This is a genomic window from Microvirga sp. 2MCAF35 (assembly GCF_052115545.1).
Lineage (GTDB): Bacteria > Pseudomonadota > Alphaproteobacteria > Rhizobiales > Beijerinckiaceae > Microvirga.
Genome location: NZ_JBFRGW010000006.1, coordinates 1 through 16,669 on the forward strand (window position 1 = coordinate 1; position 16,669 = coordinate 16,669).

Genomic DNA, 16,669 nt, shown 5'->3' on the forward strand with positions numbered 1-16,669 from the left:
CCCCGGACCCCGGAAGACCACGATCACAAACCGGCCCATCGGCAGGATCCCAAGGATCCCGGCCGCGCCGGCCGCGTCAAGAGCATGAAGCCCGCCCGAACCACACGCCCGGCGGGACGGCGGATATGTCGGTTCCCAAACCGTTTGTCAACCGCCCTCGCGCCAATCCTGGCGAGATCGCCATAGAGCCCCCTGCCCGCTTTCATCGGACATCTGTCTTCAATGGGAATATGGTGGGTAGGCTCAAATCAGTTTCTTCTTGAAGCCCTCATGGCTCCGGGAGAATCCCAGCCGCTCATAGAACCGGTGCGCATCCTTGCGGGTCTTGTTTGAGGTCAGCTCCATCGCGGCCGCCCCATGAGTGCGGGCATGGTCTTCGGCGAAGGCGATCATCTGGGCCCCGATGCCGACCGAGCGACGCGTCGCCTTCACCTTCACGCTCTCCACCTTTACGCGGGTTGCGCCGCGCCCGGTGAGATTGGGAATGAAGGTGAGCTGGAACGTGCCGACGACCTCATCACCATCGAGTGCCACGAAAAGCCTGTTATCGGGGCTCTTCTGGATGGCCATGAAAGCGGCCTCATAGGCCGGCCGCGTCTCGGCCGACCAGACATCGCCGTGCGAGCCGAGTTCGTCCTCCTCGTGGAGGCGGATGATTGCTTCGAGATCGCCGGACTGGGCTTCGCGGATCGACAAGGCGCTCATGCCGCTGCCCGGGATTCCATCGGAAGCAGTTCCTGCCGGGACTTGAAACCGGGCAAAGCTTCGATGCGATCGGTCCATGCGCTCACCTGGGGATAGGCGGCGAGATCGATTCCCGCCTCGCTGGAAAAAGTCACGACCCCGTAGATGTCGATATCGGCAATGCTCACCCCCTCGCCTACGAGCCACGTGCGGCCTGCAAGGTGGTTGTCCAGAACATTCAAGGCGTTCTTGGCAGCGGCAAGGCAATCTTCCAACACTTCGGGAGGAGCCTGACGGAAGCCGATCTTGATCACGCGGGCCTTGTACAATGGTCCGGCGAGGCGATCGAAATCCCAATAGAGCCATTCGCGCACCTGCAGGCGCTCGTCGAGATTGGCGCCGCCGAACCGGCCCGTCATGTCGGCGAGATATTCCAGAATCGCCGCCGACTGACACAGCCTTCGGCCATTGTTGCGGTCGATCAGCAAGGGAACCTGACCATAGCGCTGCCTGGACAGGTGTGGAGGCTGCTTGTGCTCGCCGCCCATCAGGTTCACATGCACGTAATCGAAGGGCTCCTCCAGGAGCGACAGGGCAAGAGCGACCTTGTAGGTGGGGCCTGAGAAGGCGAACCCGTGCAATTCGAACCGCGTCGGCATGATGCATCCCCACATCAGAAAATTCTGTGGCTCGCGACCGTAATCGATTGTCTCGTGCTCGGGAAGGAGCAGAATCTCAAGCCAAGGGGGATGTCATGGCCAGGATGGAACGCGAACGGAAACTGTTGCAGCAGAGCGTGGCCGTCGTCGCCACCATCCCGGTCACCGCAGGGCTTTACGGCGTCCTGTTCGGGCAGGCGCTTACGGGCGATGCGGTGAGCATCTCGGCCGAGAGCCATTTCCGGTTCCTGTCCGGCCTGCTCCTCGGCATAGGTCTCTGCTTCTGGAGCACCCTGCCCTCCATCGAAATCAGGACGGGCCGCTTCCGGCTTCTGACCCTGCTGGTCGTCATCGGAGGCGTTGGCCGCCTGATCGGCCTCGGGCTGACCGGCCTACCCTCCCTCTTCATGGTCGGCGGACTGATCGTCGAACTCGTCATCGCGCCGGTGCTGTGCCTGTGGCAGACGCGGGTGGCCAATCGGTATGCAGAGGAATACGGCGTCGCGGAGGTTTGAGCGACAAGGGCCTGAGCAATCCTAGTGCAGCGGGCGGACCCAGAAGGCCGCGCGCGACGATGTGCTCTTCAATGAGTGGGGTATCGGACGGAATCGCATCGACCACCCCATTTTTCGCTTTGATGCCCCGTATCGGCCCCAACGAAAAGGCCCCGGACATTGCCGGAGCCTCTTGCAATCCTTGCCATTCGCCTCAGTGGAGAATCTGAGACAGGAAGAGCTTCGTGCGCTCGTGCTGCGGGTTCTTGAAGAACTCGTCGGGCGTGTTCATTTCCACGATCTGCCCGTAATCCATGAAGATCACCCGGTCGGCGACCTGGCGGGCGAAGCCCATTTCATGGGTCACGCAGAGCATGGTCATCCCCTCGTCGGCGAGGCCCACCATGGTGTCGAGCACTTCCTTCACCATTTCCGGGTCGAGCGCCGAGGTCGGCTCATCGAACAGCATGATCTTGGGGCTCATGCAGAGCGAACGGGCGATCGCCACACGCTGCTGCTGACCGCCGGACAGCTGGCCCGGATACTTGTTCGCCTGCTCGGGAATCTTAACCCGCTTCAGGTAATGCATCGCGACCTCTTCCGCCTCCTTCTTGGGCATTTTCTTCACCCAGATCGGAGCCAGCGTGCAGTTCTCGAGGATCGTCAGATGCGGGAACAGGTTGAAGTGCTGGAACACCATGCCGACATCGCGGCGCACCTCATCGATGCGCTTGAGATCGTTGGTCAGCTCCGTGCCATCGACGATAATGCGGCCCTTCTGGTGCTCCTCCAGGCGGTTGATGCAGCGGATCATCGTGGACTTGCCGGAGCCGGAGGGCCCGCAGATCACGATGCGCTCACCACGGCGCACGTTCAGGTTGATGTCACGAAGGACATGGAACTCTCCGTACCATTTGTGCACGTCGATCATCTGGACGGCGGACTCGGCCTTGGGATCGATATCGACGGAACGGGCGGTTTGGGATGACATTGTCGTAGCCATGAGTGTTTACCGTTTCTGACCAGCCGCAAGGCGCCGCTCGACTCCGAGCGAATACCGGGACATTCCAAAGCAGAAGATGAAGTAGAACAAAGCCGCAAAGGCATAGCCCGTGATGCCGATGGTGGGAGCCGCCCAGTTCGGATCGATGCGGGAGGCTTCAATGGTCTTCACGAGGTCGAAGATGCCGACGATGGCCACGAGCGAGGTGTCCTTAAACAGCCCGATGAAGGTGTTCACGATGCCCGGAATGACGATCCGCAGCGCCTGCGGCAGGATGATGAAGCTCATCATCTGCGGATAATTCAAGCCCAAGGACATCGCACCTTCATACTGGCCCTTCGGCATGGCCTGGAGACCGCCGCGCACCACCTCGGCCATATAGGCCGAAGCGAAGAGCGCCGTGCCGATGAGGGGCCGCAGGAGACGGTCGACCGTGATGTCGCCGGGAAGGAAGAGCGGCAGCATGGTGTTGGCCATGATCAGCACTGTGATCAGCGGCACACCGCGCACGAACTCGATGAAGATCACCGAGGCCATCCGGATGATGGGAAGCCTGGAGCGCCGCCCGAGGGCCAGCACGATGCCGAAGGGCAGCGACACCACAATGCCCACGGTCGCCACCAGCAGCGTCACGAGGATGCCACCCCACAGGGAGGTTGGCACATGGGCGAGGCCGAAATCGATGTCGACGAGGGCCAAGGTGATGCCGATCACCGCCACGATGCCACCGCTCATGATGAGAGCCGGACGCATGGACGTCTTCAACAGGGCGGCGAAGAAGGCGAAGAGGGCAATCACCAGCGCCCCGAAGATCGCGAAGCTGATCCAGAAACGAACACCGAAATCGGCATTGCCGCCGGTCAGGAGAACGTAGGAGACGACCGGGAAGATCCAGAAGAAATAAACAGCTCCCAAGTCCCGGCGCGGCGCCCTGAGCCACAGCAGCCAGCCGACGCCGATGGCCAGGAGAGCGAAGAAGACGTCGACGCGCCAGCGCTCGGAAATCGTGTAGGAGCCATAGATGAAGTAGTTGATCTTGTCCCAGATGAAGGCCCAGCAGGCTCCGGTCTCACTGCCGCCGGAATCGGCCCGGCAGGCGGCCCGATCGGTGCCGGTCCAGACCGCATCGATGAAGAGGAAGCGCACCAGCGGCGGGATGGTGACATACAGGAGGTAGAACACCACCAGCGTCAGCACGGTGTTGAAGGGGCCGGAAAACAGGTTCTCCCGAATCCAGGCGACGGGGCCGCGGGCCAGATTGGGCGGGGGCAGAGCCTCCACCTGCTTGGCGCGGACGAAACGGGGCATATCGACGGCGGTGCTCATGCGATCTCCTACCGTTCGACGATCGCCACGCGGCGATTGTAGATATTCATAATGAACGACGTCACGAGGCTAATCGTCAGATAGACGCCCATGGTGATGACGACGACCTCGATGGCTTGGCCCGTCTGGTTGAGCACGGTTCCCATGAAGACCTGCACCAGGTCGGGATAGCCGATGGCCACGGCCAGGGAGGAGTTCTTCGTCAGGTTGAGGTATTGGCTGGTCAGCGGCGGGATGATGACGCGCATGGCCTGAGGGATCACGACCAGGCGCAGCGTCTGTCCGGGCGTAAGCCCGAGCGAGCCCGCAGCCTCTGTCTGCCCTTTCGATACGGCGAGGATGCCGGCGCGCACGACCTCTGCGATGAAGGCCGCCGTGTAGGTCACGAGTCCAAGGAGCAGCGCCACGAATTCCGGCAGAATCTGCATGCCGCCGGTCAGGTTGAAGGTTCCCTTTCGCGGCAGCTCGAAGGTGATCGGATTCGCGCCAATGAGGGCGAGAACGATCCACGTCAGGATCGGCAGGCCGAGGACCAGAGCCAGCGTGACCTTTCCGACGGGGTACTGCCGCCCGGTCTGCTCCTGCTGCTTCCTGGCCCAGCGGCGATAGATGAACGTGCCGACGAGACCGACCACGAGAGCGGCGAGGAGAACCGAGATATTGCCGGCCCACACAGGCCTAGCCATGAAGAGGCCGCGGGAGTTCAGATAGAACCCGGCTCCCATCTCAAGGGAATTGCGCGGCTGCGGCAGGGTGCCGAGAACGGCAATATACCAGAACAGCAGCTGCACCAGCAGCGGGATGTTACGCAGGGTCTCGACATAGACCATCGCGACCTTGGCAACCATCCAGTTCTTGGACAGGCGGGCAATGCCGATCAGGAAGCCCAGGATGGTCGTGAAGAAGATGCCGATGGCGGAGACGATCAGCGTATTGAGAAGGCCGACGATGAAGGCGTCGCCGTAGGTGCTGCCGGCGGCGCTGAACTGGATCAGCGTCTGGCTGATGTCGAAGCCGGCAGTGTTGTTGAGGAACCCGAAGCCTGAGGCGATCTTGGCGCGCTGCAGGTTCTCGATGGCGTTGCTCGCGGCCACGTAGAACAGGAATACGATCGCTGCAACCACAACGACCTGGTAGAAAATTCCACGGACCTTCGGATCGTACAGGAACGATTTCGAGGGGGGCGATGTCTGACTGACAACGGTCTGCACTGAGTTCATCCTCTGACGGCTTATTATTTTATACCTGCCGTCCTTCCCTGTTCACGCGGCCAATGCTGTCATGAACGGGCGGCTTTTTGTTGTTCTATGATAGAAGGACGCCCGGATATTCCGGGCGTCCTGGTCTTGAACCGGCTTAGCGAACCGGGATGCCGTATTGCAGGCCGCCCTTGGTCCACTGGGCGTTCTGGCCGCGCTTGATCTTCAGCCTGGAGCCTTCACCGACGTTCTTCTCGAAAACCTCGCCGTAATTGCCCACCTGCTTGATGATGCGCACGGCCCAGTCGTTGGTCAGGCCAGTGGCCTCGCCGAACTTGCCTTCGGTGCCGAGGAGGCGCTTGATCTCCGGGTTGTCGGAGTTCTTCATCTGCTCGACATTGGCCTTGGTCACGCCGAGCTCTTCGGCGTTCAGCATGGCCATGTGCGTCCAGCGGACGATATCGCCCCACTGATTGTCGCCGTGGCGGACTGCCGGGCCAAGCGGCTCCTTGGAGATGATCTCGGGCAGAACGATATGATCGTCCGGAGCCGAAGCGCGCAGGCGCTCGGCATAAAGGCCGGAGGCGTCCGTGGTGAACGCATCGCAGCGGCCGGCGTCATAGGCCTTGAACGTTTCGTCCGAGGTCGCGAAAGCCACCACTTCGTACTTCATGTTGTTGGCACGGAAGTAGTCGGCGAGGTTCAGCTCGGTCGTGGTGCCCTGCTGGGTGCAGATCGAAGCGCCGTTCAGCTCCTTGGCGGAGGAGACGCCGAGCTTCTTGCGGACCATGAAGCCCTGGCCGTCGTAGTAGTTGATGGCCGGGAAGTCGAGGCCGAGCTGCGTGTCGCGCGACATGGTCGCGGTCGAGTTACGGGACAGCACGTCCACTTCGCCGGACTGGAGCGCCGTGAAGCGGTCCTTGGCGGCGAGCGGAATGAAGCGAACCTTGGTCGGATCGTCGAAGATGGCCGCGGCGATGGCGCGGCAGAGGTCGACGTCGAGGCCCGTCCAGTTGCCCTGAGCGTCCGGCTGGCCGAAACCGGCGAGGCCCGTGTTCGAGCCGCAGGTCAGGAAGCCCTTCTGCTTCACGCTGTTGAGTGTCGCCTGTGCCGAAGCGCCCGTTGCGAGCAGGCTGGCCGTCAGGCCGAAGGCAATCGATACGAGAGCCTTTTTCATGTTGGTATCTTCTCCCAATAGTTCGACATGGCTCGGCCGTTTTTGGTTATTACCCCCCAGCCGCGCCCGGATAGACCGTTCCGCGCCGCCTCGGCTGAGACGGCATCGAGATCCATCACATTCCATGATTAATCACTGGTCAAGTCTTGATGAAAGGCATTTCTTGCCTGACTTGACGGCAGAGGCTGCCCGGTCTCTGATCCAGGTCTCCTCAGCAAGCCCTTGAAGCAATGTCAAAACTCCCCCCAAAGCCCCAAAACATCTCCGAACGCACCCGCCTCGTCCATGCCGGCCGGGAGCCGTTCGAGCAGCACGGTTTCGTGAATACGCCCATCTATCGCGGCTCGACCGTCCTCTATCCGACGACGGACGATCTGTTGCACCGGCGCGGGCGCTATTCCTATGGAACGAAAGGGACTCCGACCACGAACTCCCTGGAAACGGCGTGGACGGAACTGGCGGGTGCGGCCGGTACCGTGCTCACCCCTTCGGGCCTCGCCGCCGTCACGGTTGCCCTTATGTCATGCCTGAAGGCGGGCGATCATCTTCTGATGACGGATTCGGTCTACCTTCCGACACGGCAGTTCTGTAACGGGGTCCTCAAAAATTTTGGTGTGGAAACCACCTATTACGACCCGCAGATCGGCGCCGGGATCGAGGCTTTGATCCGCCCGAACACCACGGCCGTGTTCACGGAGGCTCCCGGCTCACAGTCGCTCGAGATGCAGGACATCCCCGCCATCGCCGAGGTGGCGCACCGGCATGGGGCGGTGGTCCTCATGGACAATACCTGGGCGACGCCTCTGCTCTTCCCGCCCCATGAGCGCGGCGTGGACATGGCCATCGAGGCCGGCACGAAATACCTGAGCGGAGGATCGGACCTGCTCCTCGGCCTGGTCTCGGCCAATGAGCGTTGCTTCAAGTGTCTGCGGGAAACCTATGATTCCTTCGCGATGTGCCCTGGACCGGAAGACGTCTTCCTCGGCCTGAGAGGCCTGCGGACCATGGCCCTGCGCCTACGGGAGCACGAAAAGCAGGCTCTTGAAATGGCCCGATGGCTCGAAGCACGGCCCGAGGTCGCGCGGGTGCTGCACCCGGCCCTGGAAACCTATCCCGGTCACGAGATCTGGAAGCGCGACTTCAAGGGCTCGTCCGGCCTGTTCTCGGTCATCCTCAAGCCCTGCTCGGACCAGGCGCTCGCCGCCATGCTCGACGGGCTTTCCCTCTTCGGCATGGGCTATTCCTGGGGCGGGTTCGAAAGCCTCGTGATTCCCTTCAACTGCGCCACGTACCGTACGGCGACCCAATGGAAGCCGGGCGGCCACGCACTCCGTTTCCATATCGGGCTGGAGGATCTGGAGGATCTGAAGCGGGATCTCGATGCCGGCTTCGCGCGGCTCCGCGAGACGGATGCGAAGGCGGCCTGAAGCGAGCAGGGCTTCGGCGGCTACCCTGCCGAAGCTTCGACCTCAGAGCCGGAGACGCCCTGACCCTGGGCCTTCTTTTTGTGCTTCGCGATCAGCATCATGTTGCGGACGTAGATAAAGATCGAGAAGACCTGGGGGAGGATGATGACGATGTCGCGCCGGGCAAGGCCATAGACCATTGTCATCAAGCCACCCACGATCGACAGGATCCAGAACCCGACAGGGATAACGCTCCTTTCCGCCTTCTCGCTGGCGACCCACTGCACGAGGAAGCGCGCGCCGAAGACGAACTGGGCCAGAACGCCGAAGGCCGCCCAGAGGTCGAAGCGGGCGACGACCACATCGTAGAAGAAAAGCCCCAGATCGTGGGAAAGACGCACCAGCATTAGATGATTTCCTGAGCGGCGGGAACGCGGCGCCTGCGGCGGATCAACCACCAGACTCCGGCTAAATCAAGGATGCCGACCCATAGACGGTCGAACATGCCATAATTGGACCGGCCCGCATGCCGGGGGCGGTCGACCACGTCCACATGGGCGATCTGGAAGCCCTCACGCTTGACCAGGGCCGGCATGAAGCGGTGCAGGGCATCGAAATAAGGCAGTCGCAGATAGACATCCCGCCGGAACGCCTTGAGTCCGCAGCCCGTATCCCGCGTCCCGTCCTTCAGGATCCTTCCGCGAACCCCGTTGGCGATCCGGGACTGCCATTTCTTGTAGGCGCCGTCCTTGCGCCCCACCCGCTGCCCGGCCACGAGGGCGACCTTCGGATCGTCGAGAGCCGCCACGAGGCGGGGAATGAAAGCCGGATCGTTCTGCCCGTCCCCGTCGAGTGTGACCACGATGGGGCCGCGAGCGGCGTGAACACCGGTGCGAACGGCCGCGCTTTGGCCGCAGCTCGCCTCATGACGGACGAGGCGCAGCCACGGTCGTGTCGTGCGGGCGTTCAGAGCCTGCTCCACGGTCGTATCCGTGGAACCGTCGTCCACATAGACCACCTCGAAGGGCGCGAGCGGCACGCAGGCACGCTCGATCTCCTCGACCAGGGGGAGGATGTTGAGCGCCTCGTTCTTGACAGGCACCACGACGCTGATGCGGGGGGCCGGGGAAAGTTCAGTCATTCTTTACGGGCCATTCCTGGCCGCCTCTTCGAGAACGGGACGGCGTTTTAGAAGCCCGTCCCATAGACGGCGATATCGACCCGCCGCCCGCTGTTGATATTGAATCCCTGGATCCGGGTCGAGAGTGTGGGCTGCTGTTTCAGGCGCTCATTCTCGGTTCGGAACTCCCCCTCGTACCGCTTTTCCACGAACACGACACGGCACCCCCCTTGCGTCAGGAAAGCCGAGGCCTCTGCTCCCGAATCGATCATCTCAAGGTTCGTGCCAGTCAGGAAGACGAGGCTTGGCTCGCGATAGCCAAGGGTTCCGACTTGCGGTTCCGCACACGGCACATTGTGGGCCGCCTCGGCGAGCCGGCCCGAAACCTTGAGGGAGCGGAGATCGAGCTGGGCGAAGCCGAAAACGCCCAGGGCGAGGAAGACGGCCGACACGAAGCTCGCCCAGAGGGTCGGAACCATGCGGTCTTTCACGAAGAGCCACCAGGCCCAGATCGCGAGAAGCGAGGAAACGACGAGGAACGGAAGTGCCCGGTAAGGAATCATTCCGTCAAACGTCCATCCGGTCGCGGACAGGCCGATCGTCAGCCCCACCGGGATGAACGGGATGAGCAGGGTCGCGAACTTGGCGGCGGGCCGGTGCGGCCCGACGAAATGACGCGCGATGGCCATGACCGTGATGATTGCAACGGCCGGCAGAAGCGGCAGCGTGTAATGCGGGAGCTTGGTCGGAACCGCCTCGAACACGATCCAGGACGGGACGATCCAGGCGAGGGCGAAAGCCACCGGCTCTTCACGGCGGTGGGTCCAGGCGAAAGGCACCGCGATGGCCGCCAGAATGGCTCCGGGCCAGAACGTGGCAAAGAATGCGACCAGGTAGAAGCCGGGTGGGGCCCAATGGACCTTCTGGGCCGTACCGACCTTGCCCAGCATGTCGTGCCCGATGGCTTCCGCGTAGAAGGCGCCCCCGGTGTTGATGGCGATGGCGATGAACCAGGGCAGGACCACGGCGAGCGTGAACGCCAGCCCTTGCCAAGGCTTCAAGGTCATGAGCCAGCGGCCCGACCGCTCCTTGTAGGACAGCACGGCAGCGGCAAGACCTGCGAACATGATGACCAGCGGGCCCTTGATCAGGATCCCTAAGGCGAATCCGGTCCAGAAGAGCCATAAGGCACGTCTCGGCAGGGTCCCTGCCCCACGGCTCAGATAGGCCCTTGCCAGCCCGCCCATGGCGGCTACGGAGCAGGCCGTCAGCATGGCATCCGTCTTGGCCAGACGCGCCTCGACCATCAGGATGACGCAGGTCGCCATGAGCGCTGCGGTCAGAAACGCCCCTCGCCTCCCGAAGAAGGCCAGGGCTGCCCAATAGGTCAGCAGAACCGTGGCGATGGCACCGAACAGGGAGGGAAGCCGGTAGAGAGCGATGGTCGTCCGCGCTTCCGGTACGCCCAGCGCCTGCCCGATGAAAACGGTGGCGCTCTGCATCCAATAGATGCCGACCGGCTTCTTGTTTCTTGCCTCGTCTTGGAAGCGGATGTCGACGAAATCGCCGGTCTCCAGCATCTGCTTGGAGGCCTGGGCATACCGCGGCTCATCCCTGTCCATGGGCTGCAGAGTGGTAAAGCCAGGCAGGAAGCAGGCGAGCGACAGCAGGACGAGAACGGCGCAGAGCCGGGCATGGCTCCGCTCGACGACGCTCGTCAGCTGGGAAACGGAGAGGTGGCGCAGAGACATCCGCTGCTTGGGGACAGAACCGTCCATCAATCACTCCGGGGGCGGGCAATCCTTCGTGCCGACAGGGATTTCCCCTCAGGCACAGGTTCATCAAACCGCGTGATGTCCTCTAAACCCGGCGGGAAGTCAAATTGACGGAAGGTAGCGGCGCTCCCGGAGCATCCGAGAGGCGGGATGACCGGTGCCTAGGCGCTCCCTTAGATGATCCGGAAGTCGCCAGCGGCCATCTTCAGCCCTTTGTCCAGCTGGGCGAATTTGATCTGGCCGCCGTCTCTGGTCCCGTCAGGGTCGTAATAGAGTGCGCCGGTTTTCTTGTCGTAGATGATCCGGTCGGACGGGTCGTGGGCCCTGGAGCCGGTCCAGAATGCCGCAGATGGAAGCTTGCCGGCCCGGCCGAGGTGCGAGAATGCTGCATTCTCTAGATAAATGGTGTCGTCCGGCACCGAAAAATCCACGATATGGTCCAGGTTGACGGCTTTCCTGGGTTTCGTGTCGAAGACGAAGACATCCTTTCCCGCTCCTCCGGAGAGCACATCCCTGCCGGTTCCGCTATGGAGCGTGTCGGCTCCATCGAGGCCGCTGAGGCGGTCTGCCCCCGCCCCTCCCTTCAGCAGGTTCGCCGCTACATTACCGACGAGCACGTCGCTGCCGGTCCCGCCCACGGCATTCTCGATGAGCGACCTGGTGTCCCCATCATGCAGGAGCGCGTTGGCGATCGTGCCACGCGCCGACCTGCCGGCGCCGAGATCGGCGAGCTGCGCGGGCGAGGTCGTCGACCACTCGCCGGGCCGCAGGTCCACCCTCAGACCGGTCCTGTAGTTCGAAAAATCGAAGGTATCGTTGCCCCCTCCATCCCAGAGGGTCATGAAGATCCGGTTGGCTCCCGGAGCCCCTTGCCCCACTCCGTTGATGAAGGTCTCGCCGGTGGTCGGGCTCCAGCGATAGATCGTGTCCTCGCTGCGGGTGGAGTAATTCGCCCCGTATATCCGCTGCAATGCGGCGATGTCGTAGATCATCAGGCTCTGCCCGAAGCTCCACCCCTCGTTCTCCACATAGCGGCCGCTCGCCCCGACATAGGACCGATAGGTCGTCAGCGAATATTCCATGGAATCCCGATCCGGCGCCATGGCTCCGAAGCCGATTGCCTCATTGCCATGCTTCAGGCCGATTTGATGAAGGATCTCATGGATAAAAACGTAATACGAATAGTTTCCTGGAATCGGCTGATCGAACCACCCGCCGCTCGTCCGGAACCAGGTGTCGCCAGCCTCCGGGGCCTTCGTCGGAAGGTAGGTCCAAGCCGTGCTTGGCTCATCGGATCTTGCGAACCGCAGATCGGCTCTCTGGCTCGATGTATCCCGGATTTCGACGAAGCTCAGGTTAGTCACGTCCGAGATCATCGCGAAGACTTTGCGGACGGTTTCCCTCTGAAGGGGAGTTAATGGCTGGAAATTGTTCAGGTCCTCCCCGACACCGTATCGGTCTCCATAGACGGAGGCCATGGACGGAAAGCTATAGGTCAGATTGGGGCTGTCCCAGCGCTCTCCGGACAGAATGCCGTCGATATTCTGATCGTAAGTTCTGTCCACGGGAGCCGTTGCTGCCATCTCAATTCCCCCTGAATTGAGTAGCAGTTATCGCACCACGCACATCTCACGAATAATCAGCAAGGAGTAACCGTGTATTCATTTACGTATATCCCCGAACTGAGTATCACTCCGCTATGAAACGGCATGTCATTTAAAATGCATCATTGCATGAGGATGCAATCGCGCCCCTCTTTACTTGTCGCGAGCCGTTAGAATTGGCCGCCTCGGTGAATTATCCCTCCCATGGATCGACCCACCAAGGCTGCCCGATCGGCAGGGTTCTGCCGAAACTATCGAAACCAGCCGAAATACAGCGCCCAGAGACTAGGGGACCGGATTCCGCGCACCCGGCGCGCCGCCTCGTCAGCGCGCATGGCTTCGCCGCCATGGCAGGAGCACAGGACGATGTGGGCATCGTGCTCGGAGATCTGGAAGAAATCCACCGCATCTCCGAACGTGTCGCTTTGCAATCCCGCATGGCGGAGGACCGGATCGGAATAGGCCACCGTCAGGGCCGAGCCCTCGGCCCGAAGGGCGAGACGCTGGGCTTTGGGCTTCCACTCGATTTCGTCCAGTGTTCTGAGGATACGGTCCGGCTCCCGCTCCAGGAGTTCGACCCAGCGGTCCAGGCGTTCGCGCTTCGACAGGACCGGCGCATTGACTTTCTCAGGAATCTTCAGGTCGGCGACGCTACTGAGTTCGGACAGAGGCCTGTGTTCCATGCTCCCCTCCTTGGCAGAAGAGCGGTTTTCGAGCACCCACCAGCTACAAGCTCAACCTGAAGCCTATGGAAAAGTTCGAGGAACGGACCATTCGCGATCGCTGATATTTTGTGCATTCCAGCGTGGTCAGGGAGCCATCAGCAGATGCATGACGGCAGGCATTCCCAGAGACACGCCGGACAGAAAGAGCAGACCAAGCACGATCCAACGCATCGTGGCGGGAGAAAGCGGCGGGGGCCAGCGGCGCGCGGCATAGGTCGCTCCCATGACGACCGGTATGGCGAAAAGCCCCGTCAGGGTCGAGGCTGACGGGAGGTTGCCGGAAAAGAACACGAGACCGTTCCGGAACACCGCGTTGAGCGCGAAGACCGTCACCAGGGTTTCCCGCACCGTCACTTGGGGCATGGGCTGCCGGTAGAAATGATAGACGAGCGGCGGCCCCGCGGTCGAGAAGAGCCCGCCCATCAGACCTGCAATGCTGCCGAAGAACATGAACGAACCGTCGCTGGATCGCCTGGGGAGCGGCTCGGGCTTTCGGGCGAGCTGCAGGCTGGAGACGATGATCACGAAGCCGAGGATGAGACGCAGGACGTCGGCCCGCGTTCCGGCGAGCCATTCCAGCAGCCAGTACCCGACGAAGAGCATGGGGATGCTGGTCAGCATGACGACGCGAAACTCCCGCCACGCCACGTCGCGCCACCCCTTGTGAAGCATCTGAACGGCATTCACGAAGGTGAGCACGCTCACGAGCATCGCCGCATCGGGAAGGGACAGGAGCCCCGTGAGACCAACGCCCCCCATGGTGATCAGGCCGAAGGCGAAGCCGGTCAGGGTCTGGATGTAGGCGGCAATTCCGGTCAGCGCCAGAAACCCGATCAGCTCGACAAGCGACATGCCTCAAATTCCTTCGGGCAGTCAGCCGTCCCTTCTGGCCTCGAACGGTTTCAAGCCGCCGATAGCCGGGAGCCGCCGCCGGAGAGCGACAGGGCTCTGCAAAGGTATGCTACGCGCCTGCTCACAGATTGTTGAGGCGCAGGCTTAGAACAACGTGCGGAAAAGTGAAATGCACTTTTCCGCACGTTGCCAAGGAACACGGTGAATGGATCGTCAGGCGGTCGCCGAGTGGTCGTGATCGGCGCGGGGCGTTCCCATCAGCTCGGCGAGACGGTTCCGGGCGCGATTGACGCGACTCTTGATCGTTCCAACCTTCACGCCCAGTGCTTCCGCGGCATCCTCGTAGGACATGCCCTCGGCGCCGATGAGGATGATCGCCTCGCGCTGCTCCTGCGGCAGCTTCTCCAGCGCCGTGGAGAGATCCTGAAGGGCGAGCTTGTCTTCCTGGTCCGGGATCGCGATCATGCTCGCGGCATGGGTGCCGTCCCCGTCCTCCACCTCGCGGCTGGTCTTGCGGTGGGTGGAATAGAAGCCGTTCCGCAGGATCGTGAAGAGCCAGGCCTGCAGGTTCGTTCCGGCCTCGAACGTGTCCTGCTTGGTCAGGGCCTTGAGCACGGTATCCTGCACCAGATCCTCCGCCTGATCGACCTTGCCGGTCAGCGAGAGGGCGAAGGCACGCAGGTTCGGCAGCGCATCCATGACGCCGTTGACGAACTCCTGGTCGACCGGCTCCGTATGGGCGCGGATGACCTGGGCAACGCGATCGGCCAGACGCGCGAGATCGCGGGGCAGCTTGTCCTCAGCGGGATCGCCGTAGAGGGCACGCAATTGCTTCCCGAGATGCAGCCGCACGGCAGCGCTCAGTGCAGCCGCCGAGTGGGTGGCATCGGGGCGGGTGAACTCAGACTGGGTTTTGGAATTCTGTGGCATGCCCGACTATCTGGTGCATTCTGACACCATTTAAATATCCAAGCGACATTTCGACCATGAGTTTTTTTCATGGCCTCGCCTCTGGATTTTATCACCCGGATGCCTAAGCGGCAGGGCTGAGCTATATGCTCTGTCGAACATGCGGCCAAACCAAGGCCTATAACCATTCAAGGAGCATGCGGCGTGCCCCATTATCTCGGTATCGATGTCGGCACTTCAGCCGTGAAGGCAATCCTCGTCGACGAGCGGCAGACGGCGGTTGCGGAAGCGGATGTTCCCCTGCAGGTTTCGAGGCCACACGATCTCTGGTCCGAGCAGGATCCTGACATCTGGTGGGAGGCGGTGCAGGCGGCGCTCGATCAGCTGAGCACCCGATCCGCATCGGCGCTGGCGGACATACGCGGCATCGGTCTCTCGGGTCAGATGCACGGTGCCGTTCTTCTCGACGAGAACGACCGGCCTCTCCGCCCTGCTATTCTCTGGAACGACGGTCGGTCTTTTCGAGAGGCGCAGGAGCTCGGCGACAGATATCCGGAGCTATCCCACACCATGGGGGTCATTCCGATGCCCGGCTTCACGGCGCCGAAGCTCGTCTGGGTCGCCCGTCATGAGCCGGATATCTTTCGCGCCGTGCGCAAGGTGATGCTTCCGAAGGACTACATCCGCCTCAAACTCACCGGCGAGGTCGTGACGGAAATGTCCGATGCCGCCGGCACCTGGTGGCTGGACGAGGCCAAGCGGGATTGGTCCGACGCGGCGCTGGCAGCCACTGGCCTCAGCCGCAAGCAGATGCCGAGACTCGTCGAGGGCTCGCAGGCATCGGGAATTGTTCGGGCCGACATCGCGGAGCGGTGGGGTCTGCGCAGCGATGTGGTCGTGGCGGGCGGCGCGGGAGATGCGGCGGCCGGTGCCGTGGGTCTCGGCGCCATCGAGGATGGATCGGCGTTCATTTCGCTCGGCACGTCCGGACAGCTTTTCGTGACCACCCGGGATTTCAGCCCGGCCCCCGAGGCCGTGGTGCATTCCTTCTGCCATGCGGTGCCCGGTCGGTGGTTCCAGATGGCCGCGATGCTGAACGCGGCGAGCTGCCTGGCCTGGGGAACCCAACTCCTGAAGCGAGACATCGGTGAGCTCCTGCACGAGACCGAGGCCGCCTATCGGAAGCCGTCGTCCGTGCTTTTCCTGCCCTATCTCGCAGGAGAGCGGACCCCGCACAACGATCCCTATGCCCGCGGCGTGTTCTTCGGCCTTTCGCCACAGACGCAGCAGACGGATCTGGTGCAGGCGATCCTCGAGGGTGTGGCCTTCAGTTTCGCCGACGCAAAGCAGTGCCTCGAGCAGGCAGGCACGCCCCTCACCTACGCGGGCATGATCGGAGGCGGGTCGCGAAGCGCGTTCTGGGCCAGGATCTTCGCCAGTGTGCTGGACGTCCCGATGCTGCGCTATCAGGGCAGCGATAAGGGACCGGCTTTCGGCGCAGCCCGGCTGGCACGTCTGGCGGCGACCAGCGAGTCTGCAGAAACGGTATGCACGCCGCCCAGCATTCTCGAAACCATCGAGCCAGAGCCGCAGCTCGTCGATCTCTATCGACCGAGAATCGAGGCCTTTCGCAACCTGTATCGTGCGCTGAAGTCGGAATTCGTGCGATCCTGAAGAAAGTATAGAATAGCAACAGTATAACTAAAATCAGATAGCCCGATGCCGTGAGCAGCGAC

16 protein-coding genes are annotated in these 16,669 nt (G+C 62.2%); 3 read left to right on the forward strand and 13 right to left on the reverse strand.

Features of this window, described 5'->3' with window-relative positions; all coding sequences use genetic code 11:
- Nucleotides 1-243 precede the first annotated feature (243 nt).
- Together AB4097_RS04345 and AB4097_RS04350 are read right to left on the reverse strand one after the other, a co-directional pair.
- A complete protein-coding gene (locus AB4097_RS04345) occupies nt 244-705 on the reverse strand; it encodes a GNAT family N-acetyltransferase (protein WP_442037377.1) in 462 nt (153 codons plus the stop codon).
- Nucleotides 702-1,343 (reverse strand): glutathione S-transferase family protein, encoded by a 642-nt coding sequence (locus AB4097_RS04350; protein ID WP_442037378.1) that lies wholly within the window; start codon nt 1,341-1,343, stop codon nt 702-704. Before AB4097_RS04350 ends, AB4097_RS04345 begins: the two co-directional genes overlap by 4 nt.
- Nucleotides 1,344-1,447: 104 nt before the next feature.
- Here AB4097_RS04350 and AB4097_RS04355 point away from each other — a divergent pair, with 104 nt between their 5' ends.
- The gene (locus tag AB4097_RS04355) at nt 1,448-1,858 is read left to right on the forward strand and encodes a DUF4345 domain-containing protein (RefSeq protein ID WP_442037509.1); all 411 of its coding nucleotides are present in this window, start codon (nt 1,448-1,450) and stop codon (nt 1,856-1,858) included.
- A 193-nt stretch (nt 1,859-2,051) separates the two neighbouring features.
- On the opposite strand, the gene AB4097_RS04360 is transcribed toward AB4097_RS04355, so the two are convergent.
- From AB4097_RS04360 to AB4097_RS04375, 4 genes are all read right to left on the reverse strand, one after another.
- On the reverse strand, nt 2,052-2,768 hold the full coding sequence (locus tag AB4097_RS04360) for an amino acid ABC transporter ATP-binding protein (RefSeq protein ID WP_442037510.1): 717 nt from the start codon (nt 2,766-2,768) through the stop codon (nt 2,052-2,054).
- Nucleotides 2,769-2,846: 78 nt separating this feature from the next.
- Nucleotides 2,847-4,166: an ABC transporter permease subunit gene (locus tag AB4097_RS04365; protein WP_442037379.1), complete on the reverse strand. Its 1,320-nt coding sequence runs from the start codon at nt 4,164-4,166 to the stop codon at nt 2,847-2,849.
- 8 nt (nt 4,167-4,174) lie between these two features.
- The gene (locus tag AB4097_RS04370) at nt 4,175-5,386 is read right to left on the reverse strand and encodes an amino acid ABC transporter permease (protein WP_442037380.1); all 1,212 of its coding nucleotides are present in this window, start codon (nt 5,384-5,386) and stop codon (nt 4,175-4,177) included.
- Between the two features lie 136 nt (nt 5,387-5,522).
- A complete protein-coding gene (locus AB4097_RS04375) occupies nt 5,523-6,542 on the reverse strand; it encodes an amino acid ABC transporter substrate-binding protein (protein ID WP_442037381.1) in 1,020 nt (339 codons plus the stop codon).
- A gap of 230 nt (nt 6,543-6,772) precedes the next feature.
- Here AB4097_RS04375 and metC point away from each other — a divergent pair, with 230 nt between their 5' ends.
- Entirely contained in the window at nt 6,773-7,969 is a 1,197-nt protein-coding gene (gene metC / locus AB4097_RS04380) for a cystathionine beta-lyase (RefSeq protein WP_442037382.1), read from the forward strand.
- 20 nt (nt 7,970-7,989) lie between these two features.
- Here metC and AB4097_RS04385 read toward each other — a convergent pair whose 3' ends face one another.
- From AB4097_RS04385 to AB4097_RS04415, 7 genes are all read right to left on the reverse strand, one after another.
- Nucleotides 7,990-8,355, reverse strand: a complete 366-nt coding sequence (locus AB4097_RS04385; protein ID WP_442037383.1) for a lipid-A-disaccharide synthase N-terminal domain-containing protein — start codon at nt 8,353-8,355, stop codon at nt 7,990-7,992.
- Nucleotides 8,355-9,089, reverse strand: coding sequence for a glycosyltransferase family 2 protein (locus AB4097_RS04390; protein ID WP_442037384.1), 735 nt, complete (start codon nt 9,087-9,089; stop codon nt 8,355-8,357). Before AB4097_RS04390 ends, AB4097_RS04385 begins: the two co-directional genes overlap by 1 nt.
- Nucleotides 9,090-9,136: 47 nt before the next feature.
- A complete protein-coding gene (locus tag AB4097_RS04395; RefSeq protein WP_442037385.1) occupies nt 9,137-10,846 on the reverse strand; it encodes an ArnT family glycosyltransferase in 1,710 nt (569 codons plus the stop codon).
- 170 nt (nt 10,847-11,016) lie between these two features.
- The gene (locus tag AB4097_RS04400; protein WP_442037386.1) at nt 11,017-12,426 is read right to left on the reverse strand and encodes a M10 family metallopeptidase C-terminal domain-containing protein; all 1,410 of its coding nucleotides are present in this window, start codon (nt 12,424-12,426) and stop codon (nt 11,017-11,019) included.
- Between the two features lie 272 nt (nt 12,427-12,698).
- The gene (locus AB4097_RS04405) at nt 12,699-13,130 is read right to left on the reverse strand and encodes a hypothetical protein (RefSeq protein ID WP_442037387.1); all 432 of its coding nucleotides are present in this window, start codon (nt 13,128-13,130) and stop codon (nt 12,699-12,701) included.
- 126 nt (nt 13,131-13,256) lie between these two features.
- Entirely contained in the window at nt 13,257-14,024 is a 768-nt protein-coding gene (locus AB4097_RS04410; protein ID WP_442037388.1) for a TSUP family transporter, read from the reverse strand.
- A gap of 213 nt (nt 14,025-14,237) precedes the next feature.
- A complete protein-coding gene (locus AB4097_RS04415; RefSeq protein ID WP_442037389.1) occupies nt 14,238-14,954 on the reverse strand; it encodes a sigma-70 family RNA polymerase sigma factor in 717 nt (238 codons plus the stop codon).
- A 183-nt stretch (nt 14,955-15,137) separates the two neighbouring features.
- On the opposite strand from AB4097_RS04415, the gene xylB reads away from it, so the two are divergent.
- Complete coding sequence (gene xylB, locus AB4097_RS04420) at nt 15,138-16,607, forward strand: xylulokinase (protein ID WP_442037390.1); 1,470 nt, start codon at nt 15,138-15,140, stop codon at nt 16,605-16,607.
- Nucleotides 16,608-16,669 lie beyond the last annotated feature (62 nt).

Coding starts and splice junctions, on each gene's coding strand:
- AB4097_RS04345 (WP_442037377.1), bottom strand. CDS start 705: ATGAGCGCCTTGTCGATCCGCGAAGCCCAGTCCGGCGATCTCGAAGCA.
- AB4097_RS04350 (WP_442037378.1), bottom strand. CDS start 1,343: ATGCCGACGCGGTTCGAATTGCACGGGTTCGCCTTCTCAGGCCCCACC.
- AB4097_RS04355 (WP_442037509.1), top strand. CDS start 1,448: ATGGAACGCGAACGGAAACTGTTGCAGCAGAGCGTGGCCGTCGTCGCC.
- AB4097_RS04360 (WP_442037510.1), bottom strand. CDS start 2,768: ATGATCGACGTGCACAAATGGTACGGAGAGTTCCATGTCCTTCGTGAC.
- AB4097_RS04365 (WP_442037379.1), bottom strand. CDS start 4,166: ATGAGCACCGCCGTCGATATGCCCCGTTTCGTCCGCGCCAAGCAGGTG.
- AB4097_RS04370 (WP_442037380.1), bottom strand. CDS start 5,386: ATGAACTCAGTGCAGACCGTTGTCAGTCAGACATCGCCCCCCTCGAAA.
- AB4097_RS04375 (WP_442037381.1), bottom strand. CDS start 6,542: ATGAAAAAGGCTCTCGTATCGATTGCCTTCGGCCTGACGGCCAGCCTG.
- metC (WP_442037382.1), top strand. CDS start 6,773: ATGTCAAAACTCCCCCCAAAGCCCCAAAACATCTCCGAACGCACCCGC.
- AB4097_RS04385 (WP_442037383.1), bottom strand. CDS start 8,355: ATGCTGGTGCGTCTTTCCCACGATCTGGGGCTTTTCTTCTACGATGTG.
- AB4097_RS04390 (WP_442037384.1), bottom strand. CDS start 9,089: ATGACTGAACTTTCCCCGGCCCCCCGCATCAGCGTCGTGGTGCCTGTC.
- AB4097_RS04395 (WP_442037385.1), bottom strand. CDS start 10,846: ATGGACGGTTCTGTCCCCAAGCAGCGGATGTCTCTGCGCCACCTCTCC.
- AB4097_RS04400 (WP_442037386.1), bottom strand. CDS start 12,426: ATGGCAGCAACGGCTCCCGTGGACAGAACTTACGATCAGAATATCGAC.
- AB4097_RS04405 (WP_442037387.1), bottom strand. CDS start 13,130: ATGGAACACAGGCCTCTGTCCGAACTCAGTAGCGTCGCCGACCTGAAG.
- AB4097_RS04410 (WP_442037388.1), bottom strand. CDS start 14,024: ATGTCGCTTGTCGAGCTGATCGGGTTTCTGGCGCTGACCGGAATTGCC.
- AB4097_RS04415 (WP_442037389.1), bottom strand. CDS start 14,954: ATGCCACAGAATTCCAAAACCCAGTCTGAGTTCACCCGCCCCGATGCC.